This is a genomic window from uncultured Rhodoblastus sp. (assembly GCF_903903185.1).
Taxonomy (GTDB): Bacteria; Pseudomonadota; Alphaproteobacteria; order Rhizobiales; family Beijerinckiaceae; genus Rhodoblastus.
The window spans coordinates 1-11,159 of the sequence record NZ_CAIUXT010000039.1; the positions used below are offsets into that span (position 1 = coordinate 1).

The 11,159-nt window shown below is 63.3% G+C and carries 10 protein-coding genes; 3 read left to right on the forward strand and 7 right to left on the reverse strand.

The annotated features are described in order from the left end of the window. Both QZY01_RS03195 and QZY01_RS03200 read right to left on the reverse strand, forming a co-directional pair. The coding region (locus QZY01_RS03195) for a transposase (protein ID WP_294533255.1) at positions 1–145 on the reverse strand (145 nt) is incomplete at its 3' end. Between the two features lie 86 nt (positions 146–231). Next, complete coding sequence (locus tag QZY01_RS03200) at positions 232–579, reverse strand: hypothetical protein (RefSeq protein ID WP_294533236.1); 348 nt, start codon at positions 577–579, stop codon at positions 232–234. A gap of 506 nt (positions 580–1,085) precedes the next feature. On the opposite strand from QZY01_RS03200, the gene nifA reads away from it, so the two are divergent. Next, positions 1,086–2,843: a nif-specific transcriptional activator NifA gene (gene nifA / locus QZY01_RS03205; RefSeq protein ID WP_294533239.1), complete on the forward strand. Its 1,758-nt coding sequence runs from the start codon at positions 1,086–1,088 to the stop codon at positions 2,841–2,843. 62 nt (positions 2,844–2,905) lie between these two features. On the opposite strand, the gene QZY01_RS03210 is transcribed toward nifA, so the two are convergent. Next, positions 2,906–3,913, reverse strand: coding sequence for an NAD(P)-dependent alcohol dehydrogenase (locus tag QZY01_RS03210; protein ID WP_294533240.1), 1,008 nt, complete (start codon positions 3,911–3,913; stop codon positions 2,906–2,908). A gap of 75 nt (positions 3,914–3,988) precedes the next feature. Between QZY01_RS03210 and QZY01_RS03215 the strand changes: the two genes are divergently transcribed. Next, positions 3,989–4,420 (forward strand): sterol desaturase family protein, encoded by a 432-nt coding sequence (locus QZY01_RS03215; protein WP_294533243.1) that lies wholly within the window; start codon positions 3,989–3,991, stop codon positions 4,418–4,420. A 12-nt stretch (positions 4,421–4,432) separates the two neighbouring features. Here QZY01_RS03215 and QZY01_RS03220 read toward each other — a convergent pair whose 3' ends face one another. After that, positions 4,433–5,233 (reverse strand): sulfite exporter TauE/SafE family protein, encoded by an 801-nt coding sequence (locus QZY01_RS03220; RefSeq protein WP_294533246.1) that lies wholly within the window; start codon positions 5,231–5,233, stop codon positions 4,433–4,435. A gap of 308 nt (positions 5,234–5,541) precedes the next feature. Here QZY01_RS03220 and QZY01_RS03225 point away from each other — a divergent pair, with 308 nt between their 5' ends. Next, positions 5,542–7,614, forward strand: a complete 2,073-nt coding sequence (locus QZY01_RS03225) for an elongation factor G (RefSeq protein WP_294533249.1) — start codon at positions 5,542–5,544, stop codon at positions 7,612–7,614. Between the two features lie 223 nt (positions 7,615–7,837). Here QZY01_RS03225 and QZY01_RS03230 read toward each other — a convergent pair whose 3' ends face one another. The 3 genes from QZY01_RS03230 to QZY01_RS03240 all read right to left on the reverse strand — a co-directional run bounded on the left by QZY01_RS03230 (position 7,838) and on the right by QZY01_RS03240 (position 11,156). Next, the gene (locus tag QZY01_RS03230) at positions 7,838–9,664 is read right to left on the reverse strand and encodes an alkaline phosphatase family protein (RefSeq protein WP_294533251.1); all 1,827 of its coding nucleotides are present in this window, start codon (positions 9,662–9,664) and stop codon (positions 7,838–7,840) included. Positions 9,665–9,734: 70 nt separating this feature from the next. Next, positions 9,735–9,956 (reverse strand): FmdB family zinc ribbon protein, encoded by a 222-nt coding sequence (locus QZY01_RS03235; RefSeq protein WP_294533253.1) that lies wholly within the window; start codon positions 9,954–9,956, stop codon positions 9,735–9,737. 75 nt (positions 9,957–10,031) lie between these two features. Beyond that, complete coding sequence (locus QZY01_RS03240) at positions 10,032–11,156, reverse strand: ABC transporter permease (protein ID WP_294533257.1); 1,125 nt, start codon at positions 11,154–11,156, stop codon at positions 10,032–10,034. Between the last annotated feature and the right edge of the window lie 3 nt (positions 11,157–11,159).

Here is an 11,159-nt window from a genome sequence, read left to right on the forward strand (position 1 = left end):
CTTTGGCGCTTTGGCACTTTGGACAGACGAAGCCAGTGGGCCAGCGCTTTTCGAAGAGGTGGCGGGCGCAGGCCGCGTTGTCGGGAAACCGCTTAGCAAAAGCGGTTCGAGACATAGGGCGATCATTTTTCCAACGGCTCGACATAGGAACAAATTAGGAACATATCGCCGCGCCGTCAAGGCCTCCGGCCGCTACCTATAGGCTGACCTGATCCAAGGGGATAAGCCACATTATAAACGTTCACCATTGTTTACCCCTGCCATAGTATTGGTCTTTGCCCCTTTCGTGGCGCACTGCGCGCCAATGCCGGCCTGCGCGGACATGGTCTGTCGGCGCACGCCAGCGCCGCCCAACTCGGAGCGGCCGCCATCTGAGCTAAAAACCGGAACATTCGCGGCGATCGAAATTTCGCGCGCAGCCTGATTTTCTTCTAAACGGAATGTTGGCGCTGTGTCATTGACACAACGCAAATAACCGGGCCGGCGTTCGTCTTGTTCGATGAAATGCAGCCCCACGCCACGTCGCATCGAAGAGTTGATTTCACGTCCCCGGTCCGTCACATCCTGCTTTCGATCCAATATATGAAAAGCTATTTGGCGTCCAGCGTATTAAAAACATGGCGGACAGCCGGTCTTGCTGCGCGCGCTTGCATTTTAACCACGAATATGAAGCAATCGAGACAAGCGGAGCCGAGCATGTGGCTAATAATTTAGCGCCGCTGCTGAAAGCCCGAACCAAAATTTGCCAACTCCATACCGGCGCGCACAAACTTTAACGGACAGATTGAACCGTAAAGTCGGACATCCTGCGGAAAACCCTTCTCACCCGTTTGCGGCGAAACAGAGAAATCCATAGCAAAGCAAGCCATTGGCCCACCGGAAACCCGCGCCGACCGCGCCAGCCTTACGGCGACGGGCGCCCAATCTATGGCTACCCTGCACAAATTTTGATGTTTACTGTTGGAAAAACGACAATTATGTTTGGTTTAGCTCAAGAAAAGAAAACGTACGTCATAAGAAAGTGCGATATGCTTATCTTTTGAGCATATTTGAGCGTAACTCCGTCCAATGGTGGAGCATCGCGAATGAATATGATGGTTCCTGCGCCGATCAAGGTCGTCTATCCGTCCGCCTATCGGGAAATAGCCCTTTCAGGCGTCTACGAGATTTCCAAGGTCCTCGCTGCGCCGCAACCGCTCGACCGGACCATTGCCGGCGTCATAGCCATCCTGACCTCCTTCATGCAGATGCGTCGCGGCATGATCTTGATGCTCGACGAAGCCGGCGATCCCGAAATCGCGGCGGCGGCGGGCGAGCGCTTCGATCCGCCGGTGAAGTCGAAATCGCTGGTTCCGCAAAAGCTGATCGACCAGATCGTCGCAACGGGCGCGCCGCTCGTCGTCGAGAATATCTCGGGGCATCCGCTGTTTACTGGCTCCGCCTATCTGCATCTGGCGCCGCCGCGCATCAAAACCAGTTTCCTCGCCGTGCCGATCAAGGTGGACGACCGGGTGAAAGGCGTATTGTCGATCGACCGCGAATGGGACGGCAAGCTCGAGTTTCAGCTGGAAGACGATGTCCGGTTCCTGATGGTGATCGCCAATATGGTCGGACAGGCGGTGCGCATGCAGAATCTGGTCGCCCGGGACCGCGACCGGTTGATCGCACAGACCCATCGACTGGAAAAGCAACTGGAGGAGGCCCGCGAGTCCGCGCCGGCGGCGGGCAAATCGCCTCGGCGGGCGCAAGGCGGGGACGCCGGCATCGTCGGCGACAGCGCCATCATGCGCAAGCTACTCGGACAGGTCGCGGTGGCGGGCCGTTCCAACGCCACCGTGCTGTTGCGCGGCGAGACCGGCACGGGCAAGGAACTTTTCGCGCGCGCAATTCACGATCACTCGCCGCGCGCGAAGGCTGCCTTCGTCAAGGTCAATTGCGCCGCCTTGCCGGAGAGCGTGATCGAATCGGAATTGTTCGGGCATGAGAAAGGGTCGTTCACCGGCGCGATCGGCCAGCGGCTCGGGCGTTTCGAACTCGCCCATAACGGCACCTTGTTTCTCGACGAGATCGGCGAGATTTCGCCATCGTTTCAGGCCAAGCTTCTTCGCGTGCTCCAGGAAGGCGAATTCGAGCGCGTCGGCGGCTCGAAAACCTTAAAAGTCAATGTCCGGCTGGTCTGCGCCACCAATCGAAATCTCGAGGACGCGGTGGCGAAAGGCGCGTTCCGCGCCGATCTTTATTACCGCATCAATGTCGTGACCTTCGCGCTGCCGCCCTTGCGCGATCGTCCCGGCGATATTCCGGATCTGGCGGAGCTTTTTCTGCAACGGTTCAGCGACGAAAACCTGCGGCCGATGCAATTTTCCAAATCCGCCATCGCCGTCATTTCGCAATGCGCGTTCCCCGGCAATGTCCGCGAGCTCGAAAATTGCGTCAGGCGCACGGCGACGCTGGCGGGCGACAACCTCATCGAGGCCCGCGACTTCGCCTGCCAGCAAGGCGCCTGTCTGTCCTCGACCCTTTGGAAAGGCGCCGCGGCCTCGCTGCTCGGCCTGACGCCCGCGGAAGCGTCGCCCGTTGCGCCGCCGGCGCCCTTTACACCGTCGGCGCCGCCCGCGCCCGAGCCCGTTGAAAATCTGGATGGGTCGAGGGAGCCCCAAGTCTGCCCTTCGCCCGATGCCTGTCCGGTCGGCAATCCCGGTCAATACGAGCGGGACAAGCTGGTGGCGGCGATGGAGCGCGCCGGCTGGGTGCAAGCCAAGGCGGGACGCATTCTGGGCCTGACGCCACGCCAGATCGGCTACGCCCTGCGCAAGCATGGCATCGACGTCCCGCGCTTTTGACCCCTGCGCTAACCGCCGCCGCCCCATAAACACAAGGCTGCGGTCGCATCCGGGGGCGGGCGTCAGAACACCAGGCAGATTTTGCCGAAATGCCGGTTGCTTTCCTGATGGCGGAAGGCGGCGACGATGTCGGCGAGAGGAAAACTGTCGTCGACGACCGGTTTCAGCCCATTGGCGTCGATCGCGCGGATCATGTCGATCTGCTGGCGGCGGCTGCCGACCAGCACGGCGCGCAATTGCAATTGCCGCAGCAAGGCGTCGATCAGCGGCAGCGGCCCGGCGAGGCCGGTGAGAATGCCGATCAGCGACACATGGCCGCCAATTCGCGCGGCGATCATCGATTGCCCGAGCGTCGCCGGTCCGCCCACTTCGATGACGTGATCGACGCCGCGCCCGCCGGTCAGGCGGCGCGCCGTCTCGCCCCATTGCTCGTCCTTGCGGTAATCGATCAGATGGTCGGCGCCCAGCGTTTCGAGTTTTTCCAGCTTTTCCGAGCTGGATGAGGTGGCGATGACCGTCGCGCCGGCCATTTTGGCGAATTGCAGCGCGAAGATCGACACCCCGCCCGTCCCCTGCACCAGCACGCTGTCGCCGGCCTTGATCCGGCCTTCGTCATGCAGGGCGCGCCAGGCGGTCAGCCCCGCCGTGGTCAGGGTCGCGGCTTCAGCGTGGGTGTATCCCCTTGGCGCATGGGTGAAGGCCCGCACCGGGGCCGTGACCATTTCGCGCGCGTATCCATCGACGCCGTCGCCCGGAACCGTTGAAAAGCCGTCAACCTGCGGCGCGCCGTCGAGCCAGGTCGGGAAGAACGTGCTGACCACATGGTCGCCGACGACGAATTCGGTGACGCCGGAACCGACGGCGATCACCTTGCCGGCGCCGTCCGCCATGGGAATGCGCGGTTCGGTCGGCCCCCACATGCCGCTGACCACAGCGTAATCATGGTAATTCAGGGAATTGGCGTGCAGGCGCACGGTGATTTCGCCGAAAAGCGGATCGCGCGCCTCGCTTCGCCCGATCGTCACGCGGTCGAAACCGCCGCCCGGCTGCACCACGATCGCCCTGGACATTTTTTCGCTCTCCAAATTCCGCTGCTTCCATTTGTGCGCGGGGTTTTGGGCGGCGTCAAACGGCCGCAGGGAATTTTGGCGTCTTTCTCGACGGCGATTTCAACACGGAGCCCTTTTCGCAGGCTGACGCTTGCCGCCGCCACCGGCTTCGCCGCGCCGGTCGGCGACCACCCCACGCTCATTCCCGCGCTCGTTCTGTTTGTCGGCTCGATGTGGAGCTTTTTCATCCACGCCAATCTGCGCTGGCGGCTCGGGCCTTTCGAGGAAGTGCTTTCAAGCCCGGCCTTCCATCATTGGCACCACACCCGCGAGGACCACAAGGACCATAATTATGCGGCGATGCTCCCGGTGATGGACCGAATTTTCGGCACGTTCTATCTGCCCAAAAAATGGCCCGCCGATTATGGGATCACCGCGCCGATGCCCGCCGACCTGCTCGGCCAGATGCTGGAGCCTGTGCTGCCTGGACTGAAGGCGCCCGACGCCGGGATTTCCCGCTCGACTTGATCGACAAAACGCTCAGAAAGCCAACCGTCCGCCGGCGAGAACGAGGGCGCCCGCGAGCAGGCCGCGCAAGGCCCGGTCGGACACCAGCGGGGCGAAATGACTGGCGATGGCGACGCCGGGAATCGATCCGACCAGCAGGGAGAGCAGCATCGGCCAATCCACCGAGCCCATCGCCCAATGGCCCGCGCCGGCGATCAGCGTCAGCGGAACGGCATGGGCGATATCCGACCCGACAATGCGCAAGATCGTCATTTTAGGATAGAGCATCAGCAACACGGTCACGCCGATGGCCCCGGCGCCCACCGAGGAAACGGTGACCAGCACGCCGAGCGCGGCGCCGAGCGCGACCGTCATCACCGCAATGCCGCCTTCGCTGCGTTGCTCGAAAAAGGCCGCGCATTTTTCCACCAGCCAGGGCCGAAACAGCAAAGCCCCGGCGGTCATGAGCAGCGACAAGCCCAGAACCCGGGCGATCGCTCCGCCGGCCGCGCCCGATTGCGCGCCTGACGCCGAAAGCGCCAGCAAGGTGAGCAGCGCGGCCGGCGCGCTGCCCGAAGCCAGGCGGCGCACCACCCGCCAGTCGATCGAGCCGCGAAAGCTGTGAACCGTCGAGCCGCTGATTTTGGTCAGGCCCGCATAAAGCAGATCGGTGCCAACCGCCGTCGCCGGGTGGACGCCAAACAGCAGCACCAAGAGCGGCGTCATCAGCGAGCCGCCCCCGACGCCCGTAAGCCCCACCAATGCCCCGACAAAAAAGCCGGATACCGCGTAAGGGAAATGAACGAGATCGAGGATGCTCGTCAAAACGGCCATAAGTTCATCTCCAATCCTCATGGCCCTTTCGGTAAATGGCGCCGGATGCTTCGGCGGCCGCCGGCCTCGCTGGCCATGCGCCCAATTCGCCACGCACTAAGTAGATAATTTATACTGTCTTTGTAAACTAATATTTTCTTTGCCGCCCGGCCGTCGCCGGCCGGAGGGCCCGGGATTCTGCGCTGGCGACGATCGGTCGCGGTAAAATCATTGGCAATTGCGGCGGCGCGTGAAATATTCGCTCGTGAATGATTTGCGACGTCAAGCGTCCCTGAGGGCGGCGCTGCAATCGGGGCAAGGAAAAAACCATGAGCGAGACCCAGAACGGCGAAAGACGGGTGAGCGGGCCAAGGCTGATTGCGCTGGTCGGCCCGTTCCAGAGCGGCAAGACCACCTTGCTCGAATGTATCCTGACCCGCGCCGGCGCCCTGTCGCGGCAGGGTTCGGTGCGCGACGGCTCCTCGGTCGGCGATTCCAGCGCCGAGGCGCGCGCCCACGCCGCCAGCGTCGAGGCCAATATCGCCTCGGTCGATTATCTTGGCGACCGCTTCACCTTCGTCGATTGCCCCGGCTCGGTGGAATTTCTGCACGAGGCGCGCAATGTCCTGCCGCTCTGCGACGCCGCCATCGTGGTCTGCGAGGCCGACGAGCGCAAATTGCCGGCGCTGCGGATGATCCTGCGCGAACTCGAAGACCTCGGCGTGCCGCGCATTTTGTTCCTCAACAAGATCGACACGGCCACGGCGCGCATCCGCGAATCCCTCGCCCTGCTGCAGCAGGCCTCGCGCACGCCGCTGCTGCTGCGGCAGATTCCGATCTGGCAGAACGGCATCGCCACCGGGTTCATCGATCTCGCGCTGGAGCGCGCCTTCGTCTATCGCGAGCACGCCCCCTCCGTGGTGGTGGACGTTCCCGCCGGCGAAGTGCCGACCGAAAAGGAGGCGCGCTACACCATGCTGGAGCGCCTCGCCGATTACGACGACGCTCTGATGGAGGAATTGATCTCCGACATCGAGCCGCCGCGCGACCAGATTTTCGACGACCTGACCCAGGATCTGCGAAAAGGTCTGGTCGCTCCGGTGCTGATCGGATCGGCGGAGGCCGGCCATGGCGTCACGCGGCTGCTCAAGGCCCTGCGCCATGAATCGCCGGGCGTCGCGCGGGTCCGCGCCCGCCTCGGCGCGCCTGACGAGGGCGCGCCGCTGGCCCATGCGGTCAAGACCATTCACACCGCCCATGGCGGCAAGCTGACTTTTGCGCGGGTGCTGCGCGGCGCGTTCAACGATGGCGGTCTGGTCAAGAGCGCCAGAGGCGAGGACCGCGTTGCGGGTCTGTCGCGGTTGACCGGCCTCTCCGGCTCCAAGCAGGCGAGGGTCGAGGAGGGCGATTGCGTCGCTTTCGGCCGGCTCGACCATGTCGCGACCGGCGAAACCTTCGGCGACGCCAAGAATGGCGTCCCCGCCGCCGCCGCCGAGCCCGCCCCGCCGCCGCAGCCGGCCCATGCTTTGGCGCTGACCGTCAAGGACCGCAAGGACGAGGTGCGGCTCGCCGCCGCCGTGGCCAAACTGATCGAAGAAGACCCGTCGCTGGCTTTTGTCCACGATCAGGAGGCGTCGGAGCTTAGGCTGCTCGGTCAGGGCGAAATGCATCTGCGCGTCGCGCTGGAGCGGCTTGCCGCGCGTTTCGGCGTCCATGTCGAGACGCAAAAGCCTGCCGTCGGCTATCGCGAAACCATCCGCCATGAGGTTTCGACGCGGGGCCGTCACAAGAAACAATCGGGCGGCCACGGACAGTTCGGCGACGTCGCCCTGACCGTCGGCCCGCTGCCTCGGGGCAGCGGTTTTGTGTTCAACGAGACCGTGCATGGCGGCGCCGTGCCGAAAAACTTCTTCTCGGCGATCGAGGAAGGCTGCCGCGACGCGTTGGCGACGGGACCGCTCGGTTTTCCGGTGGTCGATGTCTTCGCGACCCTGACCGACGGCTCCTATCATTCGGTCGATTCCTCCGACATGGCCTTCCGCACCGCGGCGCGGATCGGCGTGTCCGAAGCGCTGGCCAAGGCCGGCCCGGCGCTGCTGGAGCCGATTTTCGCCGTCGAGCTGACGGCGCCCAGCGAAGCCCTGTCACGCATCACCGCGATCGCTTCGGCGCGGCGCGGACAAATATTGGGCTATGACGGGCGGTCCGGGTGGGAAGGCTGGGACGTGCTCAACGCCCTGATCCCGGAAGCGGAACTCGGCGGACTGATCGTCGAATTGCGCTCGGCGACGGCCGGCGTCGGCTTTTTCACGGCGAAATTCGACCATCTGGCGGAGATCGTCGGCAAGCCGGCGGAAGCGATCATCGCCCACCACAATGGCGCCAAGGCGCTCGCGCATTGAGTGAGGTTTTTACTATAAACATATGAAATAACAGCAGAATATGATTATTTCTGTTTCGTCGCCTTCTACAGCGCCCTCACGGTGAGGAAGCCGCCAACAGGGCGGCTGTCTCGAAGGGCGGGGGACTCGTGAGGCGCAACGTCGCGGCCTCCAGCTGTTCCAATCGTCCGGGCATTTGCCCATGGTTCGACACGCGCCTGACGGCGCTCCTCACCATGAGGCGCTATTGCTTCTCGGCCGGCAGCCCGAGGGTGCGGCCCGGATAACCGGCGGCGTCGAAATAAAGCGTCGTTCCCACCGACTGGAATTCGACCCTGGTGACATGGCCGAGCGCGTCGGGCGCCGAGCGCAGGGCGCCGCTCCGCCATTCCGGCAGGGCGCCGTTCGGCATGGCCTCGGCGAGCACGCGGCCGATGAGCTTGCCTTTGTCCGTGATGTCGAGATCGAGCAGGCGCGCGATGGTCTTGCCGATATCGGCATTGCTCGCCGGCGCAGGATCGACGAAGTTTTCGCGGAAACTCGGGCCGAGCGCCGCCATGACGTTGGGGGTGTCGGCGCGCGAGAACGAGCCATGCATCCCCTGCCCCTGTTGCAGGTTGGTGTCGGCGACCGCGACGCCGCAAGCCGTCGGGTCGTCGCAACCGAGCGCAAAACTGCGGAAATTGACGGCGATAGCCGGAAAAGGCGTGACCGCCGATCCTTTCAGCGAGATCGCGGACAGCGGCAGGGTCCCCGGAATTTCGCCAAAATCGTCATCGACGAACAAGCCGCTGACATAATCCTGCGCCGACAGGAGGCCGACGATTTTCCGCGCCAGCGCCTTGTCCCCTTTGGGCAGATAGACGAAGTCCGAGCCGCCATTGGCCGCCACCACCACATCCGGCCGGGCCGGATCGGGTCCGATCAGGCCATTGGCGCGTTTCGGGGTTTCGCCCGCCGCCACCGGCGCATTTTTGGCGTCGGGATCGAACAGCGGCAGATCGAGGCCATGCGCCAGATCGAGGGCGACAAAGCCCGGCGGAAGCAGATGCGCGGGGACTTTGCCGTAGCTCTGCGCCGCCGCCCAACTCGTCGCGCTTTCCTTGGTAATGGTCGAAAATCCATGGTCCGAGGTGAGAATGACATCGGTGTCGCCGTCGAGGCCCTGCGCTTTCAAGGCGTCGAGCAGGGCCGCGAGATTATTGTCGGCGTTGCGGATCGAGGCGAGCGAGGTCGGGCCGTTGATGCCCGGAACGAGCCGCAGCAGGCTGTCGCCCTGGATGTGCTGGGTTCCGTCGGGATCGCGCGACCAGTAGACGAGAACGAAAGGTTTTCCGCGTTCCTTGAACAAGGGCAAGGCCACTTTGGTCGCCACGGACACAAACCACTGCTGCTGCTCGACATTGGCGACGAGCGTCCCCGGGTTCTTGTTGTCGCCGCGATCCGGCGCCGTAGCGGCGAGCCCGGCTTCGGCGAATTTCGCCTTGACCGCCTCGGCAAGCGGCACGCCGGAGGGCCCGCCCGTGCTGTCGTCCACCACGAGGGAATCGGGCGGGACAGTCCTGTCCCGCGTATTGGCGAGGTGGTCCATGATCAGCGACGGCCCGAGCTTGCCAATCGACGCCGTCCCAAAACCCTTGTTCCGCGCGGCGTGGAGAATGGTCTCCTCGTCGAGATAATCGCCGGCGAAATGCGCGTCCACGTCGGCCAGCACGGGATCGCTTTCGAGGAAGGGTGTCAAGGTTTCGCCCTGCCCCGGCACGTCGATCGGCTTGCCGATAAACATCGTGTTGGAGAAATCGCCGTGGTCGCCCGGATAATGGCCGGTGGCCATACTTGCGGCGTTGGGCGTGGTGAAGGTCGGGAACACCGCATGGCTATTGGCGAAGACCACGCCCTTGCGCATCAGAGCGGTCATGGCCGGCGCATTCTGCGCGTTGACCATGCCCGGACGCAGGCCATCGGCAACAAACAGCAGCACATTATACGGCCGCGACTGCGCGGCGGCGCAAACAGCGAAGAAGGAATGTGCGGCGACGAACATCGGCAACAGGCGAAGAAAAAGACGCATGAGCAGGTCTCCCTTGCGCGCATTATTGCCAAACCGATGACAAAATAGCGAAAGCGCTTTTTTCGCGCGCCTATTTCTCGCCTTTGCCGAAATTGCTGGTGTGCCCTTCACGTTCCGCCGCCGCGCGCCAGATCTTGGCCTTGGCCTTGAGCTTGAAATCGGGCGCGACCTTCGACGTCAGCCGCTGCATCTTTTTGCCGCCGCAGGCCGGACAGATCGCTTCATCGCTGAAGCCCATCAGCAATTCGGAGTCCTTGTCGCATTCGGCGCAATGAAAGCTGTAGAGCGGCATGTTATTTATCCTGACATCGAAACTTTTTGGCGCCCAATTTTCAAGCAGGAATCGGGCCAGTAACGCGACAGGACCTCACGCCGTTTGCGCCGACGCCGCGCGGAAACGCCACAGCGCCGCCGCGAGGAAAAGCCCGCCGATGACGCCCATCGCCAGAAATCGCGGCCAGACCAGATCGAAGCCGGCGCCGCGATAGAGAATCGCCTGGGCGATGGCGACGAAATGGGTCGAGGGCGACAGCTGCATTGCATTACGCAGGAAAGGGGGCATGCTTTCGAGCGGCGTATTGCCGCCCGACAACAGGTTCAGCGGCACCGCCACCAAGAGATAGATCAGGCCCAGTTGCGGCATGGTGCGGGCGATGGTGGCGAGGAAAATCCCGACCGATGTGGCGAAAAACAGGTAAAGCGCAACGCCGCACATGAACAGCGGGATCGAGCCGGCGATGGGGATTTGCAACAGGTCCTGCACCACCAGAACCAGCGAAAGCGCGACCGCCACGGCGATGACCAGACTATTCGCCCAGATCTTCGCCATGGCGATTTCGAACGGCGTCACCGGCATGACCAACAGATGTTCGACCGTGCCATGTTCGCGTTCGCGCACTACCGCCGCGCCGGCGAGGATGATCGACAGCATGGTGACCGAGCCGATAATGCCCATGACGCTGGTGAACCAGGCGGTGACGACATTGGGGTTGAAGGCGATGCGAACGACCAGACTGACCGGCGCCGGCGCGGGGTCGTCCTGCCGGGTCAGGTATTTGGCGATCTCGTCGCTCAAGATCTGCTGGGCGTAGCCCGAGCCGATGCCGGCCTGGGTCATCGCGGTGGCGTCGACATTGAGTTGCAGGGTGGGTTTGCGTCCGCCGACGAGATCGCGCTGGAAATTGGGCGGAATGTCGAGCACGAAAGTATAGGCGCCGAGATCCATCGACCGGTCGATGTCCTTTGGCGCGAGCGCGACGGCGGGAAGGAAATAAGGCGGCAGGAAGGCCCCCGCCAGCCGGGCGGAGATTTCGGAACGATCCTCGTCGACAATGGCTATCGAGGCATTGTGCAATTCCTGCGCATTGCTCTGCGCCTGGGCAATCACCGCCAACGAAAACGAATAGATCACCAGCCCCAGCAGCACCCAGTCGCGAAAGAAACTGCGCAATTCCTTCGTGCCGAGCCAGAAGATGTTGGAGAGCGTCTGCATCAC